Origin of the sequence: Mesorhizobium terrae, assembly GCF_008727715.1 — a bacterium.
Lineage (GTDB): Bacteria > Pseudomonadota > Alphaproteobacteria > Rhizobiales > Rhizobiaceae > Mesorhizobium > Mesorhizobium terrae.
On record NZ_CP044218.1, the window covers coordinates 2,400,636 to 2,420,415 of the forward strand.

Below are 19,780 nucleotides of genomic sequence, written 5' to 3' on the forward strand. Positions count from 1 at the left end.
TCATGGATCAGCAAACCTCGCTTCTCGACAGACTGTTCGAGACCGGCCTGCTCATCGAAACCGGCGTCGAGGGCCTTTATGGCCGTAGCGGTCGTTTCGAGAATATCATCACCCGTTTCGAGGCGCTGATCGACACGATCGGCAGTGGCGACGGAGCTGAGCCGATCCGCTTCCCGCCTGGCATGAACCGCGCGCATTTCGAGGGCAGCGGTTACATGAAAAGTTTCCCGCAGCTTGCTGGCACGGTGCATTCGTTCTGCGGCAACGAACTCGACCACATGAACCTGCTTCAGTGCATGGAGGCCGGTGACGACTGGACAAAGGGCCAGGCGGGCACCGATATCGTGCTGACGCCTGCGGCCTGTTATCCGCTTTATCCAACGGTGGCCAAGCGCGGAGCGCTGCCCGAGGGCGGCGGGCTGTTCGATCTGCAGTCCTACTGCTTCCGGCACGAACCTTCCAACGATCCGGCCCGCATGCAGCTGTTTCGTATGCGCGAATATGTGCGCATGGGTACGCCCGACCAGGTGATGGCCTTTCGCAACGACTGGATGGAGCGTGGCAAGGCGCTGATGGCCTCTGTCGGCCTGCCTGTCGAGATCGACGTCGCCAACGATCCGTTCTTCGGCCGTGCCGGACGCATGATGAAGAACAATCAACGCGACCAGAACCTCAAGTTCGAGCTGTTGATCCCGATCACGTCGACGACCAAACCGACGGCCTGCATGAGCTTCAACTATCATCAGGATCATTTCGGCAAGGGCTGGGAGATCAGCACGGCGGGCGGCGAAGTCGCCCACTCCGCCTGTGTCGGTTTCGGGCTGGAGCGCATTGCGCTGGCACTGCTCCACCATCACGGGCTGGACATCGATAAATGGCCGAACCCGGTTCGCAAGACGCTCGGGTTCTGACCTTGGCGCTGCCGACGATCTTTAGCGGGCTCGGCCCCGATACTTACAAGCCGCATGCGCTGCATCAGCCGGAGCGCATGTGGCCGGAAACCAACTGTTATGTCGATCTGTGGATCGAAACGCTACATGCCTTCGGCAGCGAACCGGAGGCGATGCTGGGTTTCACGCTCATGCAGGATTTCGAAGGCGACCAGTTCACCTTCTTCAAGGTGCCATTGGAAGACCTCGAGGCACTTTACGGCATTCGCAGCACGGAACTCGCGATCTACGACCGGGTCGAGACACATGTCGCCGAACAATTGCGGCGCGGCCGGCTTTGCCTGGTCGAGATGGACAGCTTCTACATGCCCGACACGCATGGCGTCGGCTATCATGGCGAACATGGCAAGACGACGGTCGCGATCAATCGGCTCGACGTTGCCGGTCGTAGCATCGACTATTTCCACAATGCCGGTTTCTTCCGGCTCGAGGGCGATGATTTCGACGGGTTGTTCCACATGAAGGACGGGCCCGAGGAATTGCCGTTCCTGCCCTATACCGAGTTCGTCAAATTCCCGGCGCAACAGCCTACGCCGGGCCATCTGCGTTCCGAGGCAGAGCGGCTGGCCAAGCAGCATTTCGCGCGGCGGCCGACCGACAATCCGGTTGCGGCCTTCGCAAAGCTGTTCCCCAGCCAGGTCGAGAAGGTGGCGGAGCGGCCGTTCGACTTCTTCCACAAATATGCGTTCAACACGCTGCGTCAGCTCGGCGCTAATTTCGAACTGGCCGCCAGCCACCTCGATTGGCTGCGTCCGGACGGTTCGTTGGTCGAAGCCGCTGGCCATGCCCGGCGCATCTCCGAGGTCGCCAAGGCAACGCAGTTCCAGGTGGCGCGCGCCGTGGCGCGACGCAAGTTCGAACCGCTGGCTACCGCGCTCGATCCTGCCGCTGAGGCGTGGGACGCCCTGATGCGCGACCTGGCCGGGCGACTGGATTGAGCGAGGCGGTGAGCGCGCGCACTCCGGCCGCGAGCGGCCGCATTCTCGATCAAAGCTGGCGCATGACGCTGACAGCGGCCGGTGCCTGGAGTGAGCCGCCGGCGGATATCGCGGCTATTCAGACGTACAAGGCGCCGGTACCCGGCACCGTCGCCGGTGCGTTGGAAAGAGCGGGTCAATTCGACCGGACTGCGCCAAGACCGCTCAACATATCCGACGCTTGGTATTTTCTTTACCTCACCGGGGAACAACCGGGCACTGCGATACTGCATTTCGATGGTCTCGCAACGATTGCCGAGGTGTATTGGAACGGCGATGCGGTGCTGACCTCCAATTCGATGTTCATTGAACACGAATTAGCTGTCGCATTGACAGGCAAGGACAGTCTCGCCCTCTGCTTTCGGGCGCTGGCCCCGCATCTCGACAAACGCGGTCCGCGTGCGCGCTGGCGACCGCAGATGATTACGCCACCAGGCCTGCGCCTGGTCCGCACGACCCTGCTTGGCTACATGCCCGGTTGGTGTCCGGAAATCCATGCTGCAGGACCCTATCGCCCCGTCAGGCTGACGCGGAAGGATGGTGCCACGCCGCGCGATGTTCATATCGCCACAACACTGGACGACGACGGCACCGGCCAGCTCGCGGTTCGTTTCACCGCACCAGGGCTTGTCGAGCCGGTTCGCCTTTCATGTGCCGGCCGCGCGGTCGAACTTGCAGGCAAGAATGGACACTTCGAAGGCAGTCTTTCGATCCCGAACGTTGCCGCATGGTGGCCGCGCACGCATGGCATGCCAGCGCTGCACGATGTCGAGATCCAGAGTGGCGGCCAGCGCCGATCGCTCGGCCGCACCGGCTTCAGGCGTATTGCCGTCGATCGCGGTTCCGACGGGCGAGACTTCGCGCTGATCGTCAACGGCGTGCGGGTTTTCTGCCGAGGGGCAGCCTGGACCAGCGCCGATATCGTCGATCTTCCCGGCGAGCGCGATCGTTATGCACCGCTGCTTCAACTCGCTGCCGATGCCGATATGAACATGATCCGCGTCGGCGGCACCATGGTCTATGAGACGCTGGAGTTCTTCGCATTGTGCGACGAGCTCGGCATCATGGTCTGGCAGGACTTCATGTTCGCCAACTTCGACTATCCGGTGGGTGACGCGGAGTTCGCGGCGCTGGTGCGAAAGGAAGCGGAACAGTTCCTGCGCGGCATTTCGGCCTCGCCGTCGCTGGCGGTGTTGTGCGGCGGCAGCGAAATGGCGCAGCAGGCTGCGATGCTCGGATTGCCGCCGAGTGCATGGTCCGGGCCGCTTGTCGACGAATTGCTGCCCGCCATCGCCGCTGAGATCAGGCCCGACGTGCCCTATGTGCCGAACAGTCCGAGTGGCGGGGCCATGCCGTTTTCGCCCAATGAAGGCATCACCCATTATTATGGCGTTGGCGCCTATTGTCGGCCGCTGGAAGATGCGCGACGCGCTGGTGTGCGTTTTGCCGCCGAATGCTTGGCCTTCGCCAATGTGCCGGAACAGCAGACGCTCGACGTGCACCTGCCGGTGCCTGCGGTGCACGATCCGCGCTGGAAGGCGCCCGTGCCGCGCGACCGTGACGCGTCATGGGATTTCGAGGATATCCGCGAGCATTATCTGGCCCTGCTCTACGGTGTCGATCCGACGCGGCTGCGACGCGAGGATACTGCCCGCTACCTCGATCTGTCGCGGGCAGTGACGGGTGAGGTGATGGAGGCGACCTTCGCCGAGTGGCGGCGGCCGGGTTCGACTTGCAACGGGGCGCTGGTCTGGACATTCCAGGATCTGTTGCCGGGGGCAGGCTGGGGCGTTGTCGATGCGACCGGCCTGCCGAAGCCAGCCTGGTTTGCATTGCAGCGTGCCTTCCGGCCGCTCCAGCTCGTGTTGAGCGACGAGGGTACGAACGGCGTCGACGTGCATGTCGTCAATGACGGCGGCAAGGATCGTCAGATCAATGTCGAGATTGCCTGCCTGCGTGACGGGGCGCAGCCGGTGGTGCGCGGGGCGAGAACACTCGGCGTTCGGGCCCGCCAGGGCGTTACATTGCCCGCGACAGACCTGTTCGGTGCCTTCTTCGACACCGCCTATGCTTTCCGCTTCGGGCCACCGGCACACAATGTCACCGTGGCTAGGCTGCGGGACGCTGACGATCAGAGCCTGATTGCCGAGGCGTTTCATTTTCCGCTCGGTCGCGCCGCTGCCATGCACGAGGCAATCTTGACGGCGGTGCTTTCAGAAGAGGAGGGACATTGGTCCCTGGTGCTATCCACCGACCGTTTTGCGCAGTCGGTCCATGTCGACGTATCCGGCTTCCGGCCGTCCGATAACTGGTTCCATCTGGCGCCGGGAGAAGCCAAGGCGGTGCGGCTTGTTCCGCTTGCCGGCGCGACCAAGCCCTCCGGCGAGGTCAGCGCGTTGAACGCCAAATCGACCGTGCGGTTCTAACGGGCATTCCACCTACAAGGTAGGCGGTATCTCGTTCGCTTTGAGAGCCGCCGCCAGAATGTGCTTGCGCACAATCATCCTGGCTGCCGCTGGCGTGATGTTGTGGTCGGCGTCGGGAATGATCTCGACCGAGACATTGCCATAACGCTTAAGGCCTTCGCCTTTCCTGCCGAGATAGAAGCGGAACCGGTCGAGACCTATGTCCGTGGAGCTGTAGATCAGCGTAAGCGGCATGTGTCTTTGGCTGAGACGCCGAAACGCCGAATATGTTGCCTCCTTGAGACGAGCGTATTTGGACAGCGATGCGAATGTCGTCGGCATCGAACCCGCAACGCGGCGGGCGAGCTGCTTGGCGATATTGGCTGTAGCGTGGCGGACATTGATGCGGCCGGCCCGCAGGCGGCGCAACGTGTCCATGCTGACCATGCGCCGGCTATAGTCCTCGAGCGAACGGGCATTGTAGCGCAGCGCATCATCCACCACCTCGTCCTTGTCCCAGACGAAAGTGAAGGGGTTGATGACGACAGCCGCCTTGCAACGCTCGTCGGCGGCAGCGCTGCGGAAGGCGAGATATGCGCCGCTGCAACGGCCGGCAAGCACCGCCAGGCCGAGCGCCATGCCATCCAGCAGGTCGAAGGCGGCGCGGACATCGTCGATTTGATGATCGGAAAAGAGCACTTGTTCGGGCGCACCTATGACGGGCGGACTGTCGCCGACATTGGCCGCGTCGAAACGCAGTGACGCGACGCCGTTGGATGCAAGGTAGCGCGCGGTTTCAGTGACCGTGCGTGCCCAGCCGGCCTGCCGATCATAGGCGGTGCCAAGATAGACGACAGTTGCGCCGCGCCGTTCGCCGCGCGGTTGACAGAGTATGCCGAACAAACGTTCATCCGCGCCAAAACGCAACGGCGTTTCGACAAAGTCAGGCCCTTCGAGCGGCTCGGGCGTCGAAACGGCGACTTGTCTGCTCTTGTGGGCAAGAGGCACCGCCACATCGGCCACCCAGTCGACCACCTGGCCAGCGACCGTGAGCGGCTGCGTGGCGATGGTCGGGTTCGAGACAAGATCGTCATAGCCCAGATAAGGCTGACGGGTTACCTCGGCGCCGAGTGCCGTCAGGTGCGCCGACAGCGCGATATCCTTGTCGCGTGCCGGCCGCTCCACCATCAAAATTCGCCGGGCAGGCAGATGGGGGATGGCTTCGATGTTCAGCTTTTTGACATGGGCGGCAACCTCGTCGGGCATGACTAGGCCGGCTATGGCGACATGATCGGTGATGCGCTGGTCATCCCGCAGGCCGAGGCCTTCGTCCACCATCTTCGACCAGGCGGCGAGCTCCCGCAGATACATGCGCCCATTGACGACCGGCGCCATCAAGGCGACACCATCAAGGGCTTTCAGCTGCGGCGCGACGAGGGCGGCAAGCGTTGCGCCGAGGCCATGGCCGATCAGGATAAGCCGGGAGGTCCCGGAAAGCCGGCGCAGTTCTTCAGCAGCCACGAGTGCCGCTCTCTCCCAGATGGCAAGGCCGTCCGCGAATTCCGTGCGATCCAGCGCGTCTCCGGTGCCCGGATAGTCGAAGCGCAGGCTGGCAACACCAGCCGCTGCCAGGCGCTCGGCGAGATCGCGCCAGAGCTTGCGCGTACACATCTCCTCGAAACCCCAAGGGCTGAGGAAGAGGACCGCACTGTCGTGAGGCGCCGATCCTGGCGCGGCGGCAGAATAAAGACCGACTGTATCGGCGAAGGTGACCGGCAATGCGGCGGAGAGCTGTTTTGTCGCCGACTGTCGCGCCGTTGTCTGGTGTTGTTCCAGAGGCGTGGAATGCGCCGTCATTTCGGCACCTGCGGCGCGGCAGGGAGAGGGGCGATGAAGGAAAAGAACAGTCTCGCGATTCGTCCGATGCCAGCGGGCAGGCGTGAAAGAAGCCGGTCGATGACGGTCGCATCCTGGCCTGGAACCGCAGCAAGCAGCCGCAGTGTCAGCGCGTAGGCCATGGCACCTACGATAACGCCGGTAGCAATACCCGTAACGCCGTGCAGTGCCTGGGTGACCAGGAGTGCCGCGACACCACAGACTATCGCGGCCAATGCGACCTTGAGCACGACCATGATCAATTCGCCGGCGCCGCTCTGCAGCCTTACGCGAGAGAGCAGGAGCGCGGCCATGGCCAGAAAGACCACCCCGCGAACTGTCGACGCGCCGATGATACCCCACAGCGGCACGGCGACGAGGCAGCCTGCCACCATCAGGATCGCGCCGATGCCGCTGATGGCGAGGCGGCCCTTAATCTGGTCTTTCGAGTAGAGATATTGGGTGGTGAGCTGGATGAAGACGTAGGCGGGCGAGCCGATCGCCAGGATTGCGACCACGAGACCTGCCGGCTCGAAGGCGGTGCCGTAGACGGAAACGACAAGCGGTATCGCGACGGCAGCAAGGCCGAAGCACAATGGAAAGGTGATGTAGGAGAAAGAGCGCACCACGCTGGCAAAGAGGTCGGTGCCGCCGGCGCCGTCATCGGCCTCATGGCGCTCCGCATAGAAGGGGATCAGGCTGCCGGTGAGCTGGACCGGGAGTTGCAGCGCAAGGTTCGCCAGCGACAGCGCGACCGCGTAGAAGCCGACATCCTGCGTCGTGCGGAAATGCTGGAGGAAGACGAGCTCCGGCCTCGTCAGGAAGATTGCCGTGATGACGAATTCAAAAAACACAAGCAGGGAGGTCGCGGCGAGTGCGCGCGCGCTTTGGCCTGCCTTGTTACGCCGGGTGAAAAGGATGCCCAGAGTGTAGAGGAAGAAGACCGACTGGCCGGCGATATAGCCAAGCAGCGCGCCCTCTACACCAGCAAACAATGCTCCGACGAGAACGATGCCAAGTTGCAGCACCGAGGTGATCGCGGTGAAAACGAAGAACGTGCCAAGCCGCTTTTCGCCGATCAGGTAATTCTTGGTAAAGGAACCGACCGACTGGATGAACAACAGCGCGGTGGTGAGTACAGCGACACCAGTTGTCGCGTCGGTCCATTCGAGACCGCCGCCTTTCCAGCAGAAAAGGGCGTAGAGCGCGGCAAGAAGTGTCGTGGAAAGCAGGACTGGTAAAGCCAGATAAGCAGCGAAGCCGCGACGCTCCCGCGCAGTCACACCCTTGGCCGCGAGTTGCGGCAGGACCCGCAGGAGCAGGACGCCGGTGCCCAGTTCGGCGATCAGCGAGCCGGTGGCCGCGATCCACAGCGCAAAGGCAACGGTGCCGTTGGCAGCCGGACCAAGCAGGCGCGCGACGATGACTGAGCAAGCAAAGCCGATGATCAACAGCAGCATGCCTGCCGCCGCATTGATCAGCGAATTCGACATAATGCTTCTGCTCAAAGATGCCCCCGACCTCGCGGCGCGCCAGACGCCGATCCCGTTAATACATTAGTCGGAACGCGTTTTGCGCGCACGTTGCAAACAACCTTAAGAAGCTTTGGCGCGGGTAGCCGTCATCGTACGGGGCGCGGCGCGCCAGCCGAACCAGCGGCCGGCAACAATGTTCCATGAACGACGAGCCATGCCCGGTTTGCCCGCGAACGTGTAGATGGCGACGCCGGCCAAAGGGCGCAGCAAACGCGGCAGGTAATCGACGAAGCGATAACCGTGCTTGCGCATGACGTAACCCAGACCGGAGGAATAGACGCGCATCTTGGCAACAGCGGCGGGCGTGGTCTGGTCGCCGCGATCTTCCGGATGATGGCCGGTGAAGGCCGGGTCGTACCAGCCGTGCCGATCGGTCGCAAGCAGCTTCAGCGCCAGATCCTGGATCTCATAGGCGCCCCAAGGGGTTCCGGAGCCGGGGCCGATGGCGATGTCGAAGCCGCCCGCCTCGTCGAATGCCGGTTTCTTGACCACCAGCATCCATTCGATCAGCGTCGTCCAGATGGTCGGGCGCTCGATCGGCATTGGCTCGGTGGCGAAATCGCCCATGATCGTCCGGCCTGTCGTATCGGTAGGACGACCGCAATAGAAGTCGGCGGGATGTGCCGCTCTCAATGCGTCGACGCGTGACAGGAAATCGGTCGGATACCAGCAGTCGTCATCTGGGAATATCAACCAGCGCCCACGTGCGCGGGCGGCGCCCAGGTTGCGGGCACGACAAACGCCGCGCTTGTCAGTGCGCAGGTGGATGATCTCCAACTTGCCGGCAAAGGCCATCAGCACCGGTGCCAGCCGGTCGTCATCATTCTGGTCGACGACGATCACCTCGAAATCGTCCCGATCTTGCCCAACCAGCGAGTTGAACAGCCCTTCAAGCTCGTGCGAACGGCCGAGCGTGGCGACAACCATGGAGGTCTGGATTTCCGGAACGGTCCGGGACATGCGCGCCCTGTGGCAATGAGGTTTCGTCCGCAGGCGTATCCCGCGAAATTGCAAACTACTCTTGGGCTGGACGCGTTAAATTGCCGTGAAAAGACGCATTTTCATCGTCGAAACTTGACCTCTTCAGGCTCGCAAACGACGCAAGACCCTCGTCGCTATGGTGATGATCAAAACCCCGAGGATGCCGGCCACGGCTTTGACCGCCATATCCTTGAAGCGACCATGACGACCGGGGTCGATAAGCTGCAATGCTTCGAGTAGCACCGCTACGCCAACGACGAAGAAAGTCGTTCGCCAGGCATGGTGAGGAAAGCCAAGTGCGAGTGCGGCACCGAACAGCAGATAGGCAACCGCCCGTTCCAGATTGGGGTCGCCAAGATGTGGCCTCAAGCCGATCGGCGAGAGGGTCGCGAAAATGATCAGGGACAGGAGAAAGACCGAGACAAGGCGCGAAATGAGAATCATGCCTGCTAGCTAAAACCAGATCGTGTCGGTTTGAAGCGCGCCTTTAGTCGCTGCCATGCGCTGCCTCGATACTGAAAAGGGTCATGCCGCCTGCCGCGGCGTTAAAGATTCCGGTGGACGACTTAGGGGTTTCTTAACCATAAATTGGAAGAGTCGAGACACGCGAATCCGCACGCGACAGTCCGCGTCGAGGCAGAAATGGGGGCAGGTCGTGCCGCCAGCCAGGGGCTAGGCGTGACGGCTTTCATCTCGGGCGCTCCATGGACATAGACATTTTTCAACTGCCTGGGATTCTGAAGCGACGGGCACACTATGTCGTGCTGACCGTGCTGGCCTGCCTACTCCTGGCTATGGCCTTTCTCGCAACGCAAAAACCCTATTTTCGTTCGACGGCCGAAATCCTGCTCGATCTCAATCGTGGCTCAGTGGTTGGCACTGGCGGTTCCGCCAACGGTCAGGTCAGCGCGCAGCAGTCGGTTGGCAGTCAGATCTACGTGCTGCAATCGCGCGACGTGCTGCGCGAAGTGGTCAAGACCCTCAATCTAACGGACGATCCCTATCTTGCAGCGACGGGCGGCGGGCTTCGGCAGCGCCTGTTCGGCGGGGCGCCGCCGGCGACGACTGGCGATCGTACCGACGCGGTTGTCGATGCGCTGATCAAAAACCTGACCGTGGAACAAGCTGGCGAGTCACTGGTGCTGACAGTGTCGATGAAGCATCGCGACAGCGAAATGGCGGCCAAGATCGCCAACGCCGTCGTGGAAGCCTACCTAAACAGTTCCGACCAATCGCAAACTGATGCCGGTCAGCGCACCAGCACCGCTCTTCAGGCGCAGACCGAGGCCTTGCGCCGGCGGCTGCTCGACGCCCTTGCGGTGGCGGAGAAGTTCCGCACCGAGAACGGGCTGATCAGCACGGGTCAGCAGGGATTGGTCACTGACCAGCAACTGGCGGGGCTGAACCAGCAGCTTCTGGCGGCTCGCCAGGTTGCCGAGCAGCAAAAGGCAATCGCTGATCAAGCCAATCAGCTCAACATCTCCAATGTCGAAACCGGGGCTATCGCAGAGGCCCTGCAGTCGGCGACACTGACCGACCTGCGCAGCCGCTACGCGCAATTGCTCGACCGGCAGGCGGAGTTGGCCACCAGCCTGGGTTCCGAACATCCGCAAATGCGTGCGGTACGCTCGCAGGTCGCGACCATGCGCACCACGATCGAGAACGAGTTGCAACGCATCCGCAAGACGGCCGCATCCAACGCCGAGCGCGCGAAAGCCAATCTGGATTCGCTGCAGACGCGTTTTGACGCTCAGGCCGGCGCAAACAGCGAGGAAGGCAAGGCACGTATTAAGCTGGCGCAACTCGAGAGCGAGGCTGCTTCGATCAACGCGGTCTATCAGTCTTTCCTCACCCGCTCGGAAGAACTCGGGCGCCAGCAAGACATCGGCAAAGGCAATTCCCGTGTCATTTCCGCAGCCATTCCCTCATCGACACCGGTGCAGGCTCCGAAGAGCATCGTGCTCATAGCCGCAGTTCTGTTCGGCCTGGCCGCAGGCAGCGTGCTGGCCGTGCTTCGCGATGCGATCAGTGGTGCCGTACGCTCCGAGCGCGAGCTGATGGTTGCGACCGGTGCACCGATGCTGGCCACCGTTGACCGCATGGTGGAAAGCGGCAAGCCCGGTTGGCGCCAACGTCTTGCCCAGGCCTTCCGATTGAGACGCGCCGGCGATCCGCCGCTTCGGATCAAGGGCAAATTGGTGCCTGAACTTGGCCTAGCCAGGGTCAATCGTCTGCTTGGACTTCGCCGCGAAGACGGGTTGCCGACGGTTGTCGCGGTGGTGGCCGCCGATCCGACGCAGATCAGCGAGCGTGCCGCCACAGGCATCGCCCATCAGCTGCATGGCCTCGGCGAGGACGTCTATCTGTTCAACGGCATGTTGCGGCCGGAGACGGGATTGCGGCAACGCGACGCCCGTGGTGTCGGTGAAGTCGCCGAACAGCATCCGTTGAAGGACGTCCTGGTCTACGAGCGCGTCGGTAACAGTTCCAAGCGGTCGGGAGCGCTGCTTTCACTGGCGTCCGAGCTGGAACGATCGACCGCCAAAACCTCGCCCTTCTTCATCGTCGACGCTTGCGGCACGGAAGCGCAGGAATTGTTGCCGGTGCTGCTGAAATATGCCGATGGCATCATCGTCCAGTCTGAAATCGGTTCCACCCACAAGAATGATTTGGCGGTGCTGGTCAGCGAGATCGAGCCGTGGCGCGAGAAACTGATCGGTAACATTGTTGTCGGAAAGAAAGCCGCGTGAGAGGCGGAGCTACAGCGTGGCGGCGTTAGCGGCAACTGGCGGCAGGACTGCATCGTCTGCCATGACGCTGGCGCAACCGGCCTTGCCGAGCGAAACGGCGCCGGCATTGTTGCGCCTTTTGGCGATCGTCACCGTGATCGCCGCCCTCGTGTTCAATTTCTTCCTCTGCTTCGTGAACACCAAGGTCATGCACATCACCGACAGCTATGTGATGTTGTCGGAGATGATGATTGTCGGCACCGTCTTCATCGTGGCTTTGACCCGCCGCGCGCCGCTGTATCTGCTGCTCGGTGTCTTCGTCAGCTACATGATGTTCATTTTTGCACTGCGCGGCGGTCAGCTCAACCTGAAGCCGGTGCGGGACATCCTTATTCCGATCGCCTTCTATTTCGCGGGCATGCGCCTGCATGACCCCAAACTGGGCGACCGGCTTGTCCTGGTCAGCGCGCTGATCGTGATCGGTGCTGGCCTGTTCGAATATCTGGCGGTCGACACCTACATCTCTTACTTCAATGTGATCGGGTATTATCTGGCGCGTGGCACCGTAACGACTGATCAGCTGTTCGGTGCGACGCAAGGTTTGTTTATTTCCGGCACTCGCCCCGAACCGCGCACCATCCTGCCGTTCCTTGGCCAGCATCGCGTGTCGTCGGTGTTTCTCGAGCCGGTGTCGATGGGCAATTTCGCCGTGATCGTCTACTCCTGGGCACTCTATCGCGGCCGCGCGTTCAAAGGGCGCTGGTTTGCGATGTTCATGGCCTTGACTGTCATTACGCTCGCTGATGCCCGGTTTGGCCTCTACACCTGCGTGCTGATTACACTGCTCTACCCCCTCTACAATTTCATACCGCGCCTGGCCTGGAGCGTGCTGCCGTTTCTGCTTCTTGCTGTGCTGGCCGCCTATGGCATCACCACGGGTACCGGTGGCGGTGCGAACGACCTCACCGGCCGGTTCATGGTGACGGCCCACATCCTGACCCAGCTTTCGGCCGCCGTCGTGCTCGGCACCGAGCAGACCACGCAGTTCACGGCGGACTCCGGCCTTGCCTATTCGCTTACCGCTTTTGGCATCTTTGGTTTTGTGGTGCTGTGGACAGTGCTCGCCTATGCGCCCGCCGCCGAGGCGCGCGCCTGGCGTTTCCACTGCATGGTGATGGTCTATCTGCTGCTTCTGATGCTGATCAGCGACTCGTTCTATTCGATCAAGACCGCCGCTCTGCTCTGGTTCCTGCTGGGCACTTCCAACTCTTATCGTAGCCTCAGCCTATCCGGCAAACCTCTCCGTCCGGAGCCTCTTGCTTCGCGGCACGCTATGTTGGCCGCTGCCCGATAGGGTCTCCGAAGGCGTCAGCCTTTCTTTTGAAACGCCGGGCAGGCGCCCTTTCGAGGCGGCAGACGGCCGGCGGCCTCCAGCGCCTTTAGTTGCGGCCGGTCCCCTTTTGGGGTCGGCTGAATATTCAGCGCCTCGCTCTCCGGCCACCAATCGCCACCGGCCCAATAGGTCCAGCCCGTCCAGACATCGGAATTGGCATCGACGAAGGCTGTCATCGCCGTGATGCCGGTCATGCAGGTCCGATTGGCGGCGCCCCCGAATTCACCAAGAAAACCGCGCTTGTCGTTCTTGCGCAGCCAGGTAGAGAAGTCCTTCAGTGCCGTCAAAGCATCGTCTGCCCGATCGCAGGTTTTGTGCGTGCCGGAGAAATTGCTGTCGAGATATTGGTGAACCTCGAAGGCGTAGTTGTTGGCGGGGTCGACGACGCCCAGCATGACGGTGCCGTTCGCTTGTTTGGGATCTTCGTTCTGCCAGCTGTGCGCGCCAGTCCAGTTGGTGCCGGGCACCAGCACGAGATTGTTCGCGCCGGCCTGGCGAATGGCGGCGATCGCTGCGTTCGCGGACGTCAGCCATTGCGTGACATCGATGTCGTGCGGTTCGTTCATCAATCCGAACTGGATTGCCGGATCGTTGCGATATTCGGTTGCCAGGCGCTTCCACAAATCGGCGAAAGCGGTATCCGGGACAGCGTCGGAACCGATTTCCACATCCCGGTATCGTCCATAATTGTGCGGATCGAGGATGACGATCATTCCCGCCCCCTTGAGCTGCGCCACGGTATCGGCCAGCCGGCTCCGTTCGGTCTCGTCGAAAGCCTTGTTGAGGTCGGGCTGGAGCCGCTCCCACAGAAACGGCAGGCGCACGGCGTTGAAACCTTTTTTGGCGAAATAGCCGATCGTCGTGGCGCTCGGATAAGCATAGTCCTTGCCGTAAACACCGGGCACGTTGCCGAACTCGGCACCGGCCAGGTTGACACCGCTCAGGCACCCGGCTGATGCGGTCTGGGGCAAAAGGGCTGCCGTGGCGAGGAACATCGTCAGGATCCGCTTTGTTAGCCGGAGTTGCTTGGCCATTTGTAACCTAACGTGGTTCGGGCGCCGGTACGGCGCGTGTCACGGGCGCGTGGCGACCCAGCACCTCGCGGTAGACGTCGACATAATGTTCGGCGACCTGATCCCAGGAGTAGGCGGACGCAGCTTGCATGGCGGACAAGCGATAGCGCTGAGTGTCGGCAAGGATGACATCGAAGGCAGCCTCGATCGCTGCCGCGGTCGCGTCGCTGTCGGCAAAGTCGCAAATTCTGATTTCGCCGTGCCTGGAAGCGAGGTCTTTGTAAGCCGTATTGGCATTCAACACGGGCATCAAACCTGCGCTTAGTGCCTCCACAGCGACAAGACCAAAACCCTCATAGTCTGAAGCCGAAGCGAACAGCGAGCAGCGGCCGAGCACATTGCGGATCTCCTGGTTCGGCAGCCCGATATGGACATCGACGTGACTATCGAGGCTGCGTTCGGCGATCATTCGCCGCAGTTCCGCTTCGCTCAAATCTCCAGGCACACCGACGATGTCGAGATGCCAATCCTTGGAATGATCGACGAGCTTGCGCGTGGCATCGAGCAGATTGTCCAGCCGTTTGTTGATCGAGAAACGGCCGAGCGTGACGATGTTGCGAACGGCTTGCCGCGAGCCGGAGTCAGCGAATTTCCGGGTATCGACGCCGTTGTCGATCTGGATGACGCGATTTCCGGCGATTGCCTGGAATGTGCGTGTATCCTGGGCGCTGCAGCCGATCAGGCGGCGATAGGCTAGGGCGGACAGACGCGTAGCGGTGTTGAACCAGATCGTCTTCAGTCCGGCATGTTTTTCAGTGTGAAAGAAGCCGCCATGGGTCGTGGCGACCATCGGCTTGCCGTGGAAGAGACGTGTCCAGGCCAAAGCATCGAAGAAAAAGTCGATGGCGTGAACATGCACGATGTCGGCATCGCCGATGTGGCGAAAGACCTGTGGTGCGAGGGGGTAGCGTGTGCTGCCTGAAAAAGGAATGCGCACGACCTCGATACCGTCGATGGTCTCGATGGCCGGCAAGGTCTCGTCGAGCGCCGTGAAACGCCGGTCGAGCGTGACGACACGCACGCGGTAGCCGTGTTTGCGAAGCTGTGTCGAAAGATTGGCAACGACCTCCTCCAATCCGCCGCGGTTGGGCAGATATTGTCGCACGACCTGCACCGCCAATGGGCTGGTGTCGCGGCTGGGCGATTGGGGGGCGGGCGATGCGGGCATGGCAGTTATCCAAACGGCAGCGGCAGGCGCCGCCTATCGAATAGCACATGGGTCGCCGACAGACTAAAGCGGCGTTAATTTAGGCAGATATGAAGTGCCAAACGTCATCAAACGCTTGGTTTGGTAAACCAACCGCAACGTGCAGCGTCTCATCGCAAGACAGGGAAGGCAGATTTGAGTGGCGGAGAGCCTGCCTATTGGCAGGAGACATGCACGCGCCCATCGGCCTGCCTTGCCTGTCCACAAGCAATCGGCGAAGACGATTGGCCACCGGGCTGCGAGGCGGGCTGAGATAAGGTCGTACGTGCATGCCGACGCGGTTTCTTGCGCGATATTGCCGGTTTCGTCGATGGAAGCGGCTGCGCCTCCGGACCGGTCGGGAAGACCTGAGTGCCGCTTTCCACGGGCGGGGTTTGTACGGCAGGATCGTTGCGTTGCCAGGCACGCCTCATGTCCATCGAAGGCGGAATCACCACGGTTCCGTCATCCGTACGTGCGCATCCCCCTGCCGCCACCGGCAGGCAAAGCGTGATCCCAAGGAGTGTCCGTCGCATCAAAAGCATCTTCGCGCCTGCTTACTCGCGTGAGAAGCCTATCGCAACCCGGCAATCGTCACGGGCGCTTGGTGCAGGGCGCGGTTCCGATTTGTTAAGGTTAATTGCCCGTTAAGCCTTCCCTGTCAGATTTGGCCGCCGGTCTCGGGAGGGGCCGGGGGCTGGTTTTGGGGGCTGACGGGGATGGATATTGTAGGTGGAGCGGTCGGGGCAGACGAGCCGCCGGCGGTAAAAGAACATGGCGCAACGGACGCGCTATCCCGGCAGGCATTGCAAGACCTTGTCGAGGCTGGCTCCGGCTGGCTTTGGGAAACCGATGCCGAGCTGCGCTTTTCCTGGCTCTCCGAAAGCTACCGGACGGTGACCGGCGCTGACCCTGCCTCGGTGCTCGGCCATTTCCGCTTCGATTTTCTCAACCAGGTCCAGAAAGGAAGCCGTGGCGCCTCGGCGCATCTGGAAAATCTGGAGGCACGTCGTCCGTTCAGCGACTTCGTTTATCAGCCGAAAGACAGCCGCCCCGGCTTCCGTTGGGTGTCGACGTCGGGCTTTCCACGTTTCGACGCCGAAGGCCGCTTCAGCGGCTATCGTGGGGTTGCCCGCAACGTCACGGCCCTCGTCGAGGCGGTGGACGAAATCAAAGGTCTCGCCACCGACGAGGCTGGCGAGCGCGGAGCGCACATGGATCACATGATGGCGGCGCTCAACGCGATGAGCGATGCCGTCTGCTATTACGACGAGGAGGACCGACTGGTCCTCTATAATGATGCTTTGCCGGCAATGTACCACGGCCTTGCCGACATCATCCGCAAGGGCTTGAGCTTTGATGAGCTGATCGAGACGGGGCTCGAACGGGGACTGTGGGATACGGAGGCGATGAGCCACGCAGCATGGCGTGACATCGTCTTGAACCGACGCTGCGACGCGGTTTCGTCGACATCGGCGCTACGGTTTACCGATGGACGGATTGTCATCCATCGGGAAATGCGAGGGGCCGAGGGCGGTACCATCTCGATCTGCACGGACGTCACGGAATTCGAAGCGAGCCGTACCGAGGCGCAGGCTGCCGGCGAGCGTGGCCAGGAGCTGGAATCTGACCTGCAGCGCACCATCGATTCCATGACGATGGGCGTCATCATCCTCGATGCCCAGATGAATGCCGAGATCATCAACAGAGCCTTCTACGACATCTGGAATGTGACGACGGACCAGATTTCCGTCGGTTGTCCGTTCCGCGCCCTCATGGATGTCAACCGCTACAATGGCGTCTATGAAATCGCCGACGAGCATTGGGAGGATTATGTAGCCTCGCGCGTTGCCGAAATCCAGGCGGGTGATGTGGCGCCACGCGAGTTCCGCAGAGCCGACGGTCACACCATGATCTATTCGGTCACGAAACTCTCCGGCGGCAAGCGGCTGATTTCCTACGTCGATGTTTCGGAGGTCAAGAAGCGGGAGGCTGAAGCCGAGGAAGCGCGGCGGTATCTCGCCAGTGTCCTGGAATCGTTGCCGACCGGCGTGCTGATCTATGATCGCGACGACCGTTTCGTTTTCGCCAACAAGAAGCTGCTGGATTCGATCCCGGTCCTGCAACCGGCCTGGCAGACCGGGCGCAGCTTCCGCGATTCCCTGGAACTCGGCCACGCCAATGGCTGTTTCCGCCTTAGCGGCGATCCCGAGATCGACGAGCTCTATGACGTTGATCGCAATCGCTGGTTGGATGCCATGATGGCACGCTGCCGCCTGCGCAGCTCGAGCTTCGAACGGCAGAACCCCGATGGCCTCTGGTATCAGGCTTTCGACATGCGTACCGATGACGGCACCTTCATCGGGGTGCGCGTCGACATCACCGAACTGAAGGATCGGGAACGCGCGCTCCAGGAATCGATGAGCGAAAACGAGGTGTTCAGGTCTCTCATCGACAACGTGCCGGTCTCCATCTACGCCAAGCGCTCGGATCTCAAACTGTTCTACGTTAACAAGGGATGGTGCGAGTTGACCGGCGTTGCGCGCAAGGATGCGATTGGCCGGACCGATATCGAGATTTTCGGGGAGGAGGGTCAGGCGTTCGTCGATGGCGATCTGGCGGTGCTGCGCACCGGAGAAACCCATGAGGTCGAGGAAGCGATCACGGCGGCGGATGGCGTAACCAGGCACCAGTTCGCGCGCAAGGGCGCGATGATCGCCTCCGACGGCTCGCTCTATCTGATCGGCTCGACCACCGACATAACCGAATTGAAGGAACGCGAGGCTGAACTCAAGGAGGCCCGCCAGCGGGCCGTGCTGGCCGACCGCGCCAAATCGGAATTCCTGGCCAATATGAGCCACGAAATCCGAACGCCGATGAACGGCGTGCTCGGCATGGCGGAGCTTCTGGCCAAGTCCGATCTGGATGCCAAGCAAAAGACCTTCACCGACATCATCGTGAAGTCGGGCAATGCGTTGCTGACCATCATCAACGATATTCTCGACTTCTCGAAAATCGACGCCGGGCAGTTGGTGCTCGACCCTGCTCCGTTCAATTTGGCCGAGGCGATCGAAGACGTCGCAACCCTCGTTTCGACGCGGGCAAAGGAAAAGGACCTTGAGCTGATCGTGCGCGTTCAGCCCGGTCTCGATGGCATGTTCGTCGGCGACGTCGGCCGTATCCGGCAGATCGTCACGAATCTGCTCGGCAATGCGGTCAAGTTCACCGACGAAGGCCATGTGCTGGTGGATGTCGCCGGCAACAGGATGCCCGCCGGCACCAAGCTGACCATCTCGGTTACCGACACAGGCATCGGTATTCCGCCGGAAAAACTGTCCCAGATTTTCGAGAAGTTCAGCCAGGTCGACACGTCGTCGACGCGACGTCACGAGGGAACGGGACTAGGGCTCGCGATCACCTCACGTCTTGTCGAGCTGATGGGCGGCGAGATCGGCGTGGATAGCGCCGAGGGCAAGGGCTCGACCTTCTGGTTCACCGTGACGTTGCCCGTTGCCCAGCAGACAGAGGGGCAGCGCGTGATGCCCATCGACGTGACGGGCGCCCGGATTCTGATCGTCGACGACAATGCGGTAAACCGATCCATCCTGAGCGAGCAGATGGCTTCCTGGTCGTTTGACGCCTGCGCGGCGGCGAGTGGCATGGAAGGGATGAAGGTTCTGGCCGCTGCCGCGGCCTATGGCGTTCCCGTCGACTGCGTGGTGCTTGACTATCAGATGCCGGGCATGACGGGGGCCGAAGTGGCGCGTGTCATCCGCAACACCGAAGGTCTCGCCAGTACACCGATCATCATGTTGACCTCGGTCGACCAGACACTCGGCAATGCCAGCTATCGCGACCTCGCCATCGCGGCTCATCTCATTAAGCCGGCCCGGTCTTCGATCCTCCTGGAGGCGCTGGTTTCGACCATTCAGCGCCATCGCAGCGCTGCCCTGCCTCCCAGTGAGGTCGATGCGACCGGTCGCTTCACAACCCGGACAACCATGCCGCTTGCCGTGGCCCTCGAACCGGCGCCACAGATCGCGCCTGTTCGTCCCTTGGCGACCAAGAGTGAAGGCGGCCTCGACATCCTCGTTGCCGAGGACAACGAGGTGAACCAACTGGTCTTTACCCAGATCCTGGCTGACACGGGATACAGCTTCGAGATCGTCGGCAACGGCCGCAAGGCTCTGGAAGCCGCCAGCGAGTTGAGACCGCGGATGATCCTGATGGATGTCTCGATGCCGGAGATGAACGGGCTGGAGGCAACGGGCGAAATTCGCAAACGCGAGGCCGGGAACGGCACGCACGTGCCTATCGTCGGTGTCACTGCGCATGCGCTGAAAGGCGACAGGGAGCGGTGCCTGGAAGCGGGTATGGATGACTATCTGCCGAAGCCGATCAGCCCCAAGGCGCTGCTGGAGAAGCTCGATCGGTGGATCGGTGGCGCATATGAGGCTCGCCGCAGTGCCGGATAAGAAGCCGGCGTTTTGACGCCGGTGTTTCCAATGAAATTTCATTTGCCGGCTGTCGCTGCCGGTAAATTCAAGCAAATCGCTGATTTCGCGGGCGGAACCCTGCTTTCCGCTGGGGACGGTTCGTGTGTGCTTTGGTGGTCGGTTGCCAGTCGTTACTAGGGTGACATGAAACTGTCATGCGACTGTAATAAACGGGCGCTA

General features: G+C 61.6%; 12 protein-coding genes. 6 read left to right on the forward strand and 6 right to left on the reverse strand.

Annotated features, from left to right (window positions below):
• The first annotated feature begins 2 nt into the window (after window positions 1–2).
• Genes FZF13_RS12980 through FZF13_RS12990 form a run of 3 tightly spaced genes read left to right on the forward strand, consistent with a single transcriptional unit; the run spans window position 3 to window position 4,353 of the window.
• Complete coding sequence (locus FZF13_RS12980) at window positions 3–911, forward strand: amino acid--[acyl-carrier-protein] ligase (RefSeq protein WP_024922723.1); 909 nt, start codon at window positions 3–5, stop codon at window positions 909–911.
• The gene (locus tag FZF13_RS12985; protein WP_081766823.1) at window positions 875–1,888 is read left to right on the forward strand and encodes a DUF1839 family protein; all 1,014 of its coding nucleotides are present in this window, start codon (window positions 875–877) and stop codon (window positions 1,886–1,888) included. Before FZF13_RS12980 ends, FZF13_RS12985 begins: the two co-directional genes overlap by 37 nt.
• An 8-nt stretch (window positions 1,889–1,896) precedes the next feature.
• Entirely contained in the window at window positions 1,897–4,353 is a 2,457-nt protein-coding gene (locus tag FZF13_RS12990; protein ID WP_036254615.1) for a glycoside hydrolase family 2 protein, read from the forward strand.
• Between the two features lie 12 nt (window positions 4,354–4,365).
• On the opposite strand, the gene FZF13_RS12995 is transcribed toward FZF13_RS12990, so the two are convergent.
• From FZF13_RS12995 to FZF13_RS13010, 4 genes are all read right to left on the reverse strand, one after another.
• Window positions 4,366–6,189: an alpha/beta fold hydrolase gene (locus FZF13_RS12995; RefSeq protein ID WP_036254580.1), complete on the reverse strand. Its 1,824-nt coding sequence runs from the start codon at window positions 6,187–6,189 to the stop codon at window positions 4,366–4,368.
• Window positions 6,186–7,700 (reverse strand): oligosaccharide flippase family protein, encoded by a 1,515-nt coding sequence (locus FZF13_RS13000; RefSeq protein ID WP_051504815.1) that lies wholly within the window; start codon window positions 7,698–7,700, stop codon window positions 6,186–6,188. Before FZF13_RS13000 ends, FZF13_RS12995 begins: the two co-directional genes overlap by 4 nt.
• A 102-nt stretch (window positions 7,701–7,802) precedes the next feature.
• Window positions 7,803–8,702 (reverse strand): glycosyltransferase family 2 protein, encoded by a 900-nt coding sequence (locus FZF13_RS13005; protein WP_051512159.1) that lies wholly within the window; start codon window positions 8,700–8,702, stop codon window positions 7,803–7,805.
• Window positions 8,703–8,825: 123 nt separating this feature from the next.
• Entirely contained in the window at window positions 8,826–9,167 is a 342-nt protein-coding gene (locus FZF13_RS13010) for a VanZ family protein (protein WP_051504813.1), read from the reverse strand.
• A 260-nt stretch (window positions 9,168–9,427) separates the two neighbouring features.
• Here FZF13_RS13010 and FZF13_RS13015 point away from each other — a divergent pair, with 260 nt between their 5' ends.
• The gene (locus tag FZF13_RS13015; protein ID WP_036257102.1) at window positions 9,428–11,473 is read left to right on the forward strand and encodes a GumC family protein; all 2,046 of its coding nucleotides are present in this window, start codon (window positions 9,428–9,430) and stop codon (window positions 11,471–11,473) included.
• Window positions 11,474–11,534: 61 nt separating this feature from the next.
• Entirely contained in the window at window positions 11,535–12,806 is a 1,272-nt protein-coding gene (locus FZF13_RS13020) for a hypothetical protein (protein ID WP_024922717.1), read from the forward strand.
• 14 nt (window positions 12,807–12,820) lie between these two features.
• Here the strand turns inward: FZF13_RS13020 and FZF13_RS13025 are convergent, their stop codons facing one another.
• Both FZF13_RS13025 and FZF13_RS13030 read right to left on the reverse strand, forming a co-directional pair.
• Window positions 12,821–13,879 carry a glycoside hydrolase family 5 protein gene (locus FZF13_RS13025; protein WP_024922716.1) on the reverse strand — a complete coding sequence of 353 codons (1,059 nt, stop codon included), beginning with the start codon at window positions 13,877–13,879 and terminating at the stop codon, window positions 12,821–12,823.
• Between the two features lie 7 nt (window positions 13,880–13,886).
• Window positions 13,887–15,095 carry a glycosyltransferase family 4 protein gene (locus FZF13_RS13030; RefSeq protein ID WP_024922715.1) on the reverse strand — a complete coding sequence of 403 codons (1,209 nt, stop codon included), beginning with the start codon at window positions 15,093–15,095 and terminating at the stop codon, window positions 13,887–13,889.
• Between the two features lie 728 nt (window positions 15,096–15,823).
• Between FZF13_RS13030 and FZF13_RS13035 the strand changes: the two genes are divergently transcribed.
• A complete protein-coding gene (locus FZF13_RS13035; RefSeq protein ID WP_036254586.1) occupies window positions 15,824–19,579 on the forward strand; it encodes a response regulator in 3,756 nt (1,251 codons plus the stop codon).
• The last annotated feature ends 201 nt before the right edge of the window (window positions 19,580–19,780 follow it).

Bases quoted from the DNA above. Each gene is read 5' to 3' on its own strand.
- FZF13_RS13010 (WP_051504813.1), bottom strand. From the start codon at position 9,167: ATGATTCTCATTTCGCGCCTTGTCTCGGTCTTTCTCCTGTCCCTGATC.
- FZF13_RS13005 (WP_051512159.1), bottom strand. From the start codon at position 8,702: ATGTCCCGGACCGTTCCGGAAATCCAGACCTCCATGGTTGTCGCCACG.
- FZF13_RS13000 (WP_051504815.1), bottom strand. From the start codon at position 7,700: ATGTCGAATTCGCTGATCAATGCGGCGGCAGGCATGCTGCTGTTGATC.
- FZF13_RS13020 (WP_024922717.1), top strand. From the start codon at position 11,535: ATGACGCTGGCGCAACCGGCCTTGCCGAGCGAAACGGCGCCGGCATTG.
- FZF13_RS12985 (WP_081766823.1), top strand. From the start codon at position 875: ATGGCCGAACCCGGTTCGCAAGACGCTCGGGTTCTGACCTTGGCGCTG.
- FZF13_RS13035 (WP_036254586.1), top strand. From the start codon at position 15,824: ATGGATATTGTAGGTGGAGCGGTCGGGGCAGACGAGCCGCCGGCGGTA.
- FZF13_RS12980 (WP_024922723.1), top strand. From the start codon at position 3: ATGGATCAGCAAACCTCGCTTCTCGACAGACTGTTCGAGACCGGCCTG.
- FZF13_RS13015 (WP_036257102.1), top strand. From the start codon at position 9,428: ATGGACATAGACATTTTTCAACTGCCTGGGATTCTGAAGCGACGGGCA.
- FZF13_RS13025 (WP_024922716.1), bottom strand. From the start codon at position 13,879: ATGGCCAAGCAACTCCGGCTAACAAAGCGGATCCTGACGATGTTCCTC.
- FZF13_RS12995 (WP_036254580.1), bottom strand. From the start codon at position 6,189: ATGACGGCGCATTCCACGCCTCTGGAACAACACCAGACAACGGCGCGA.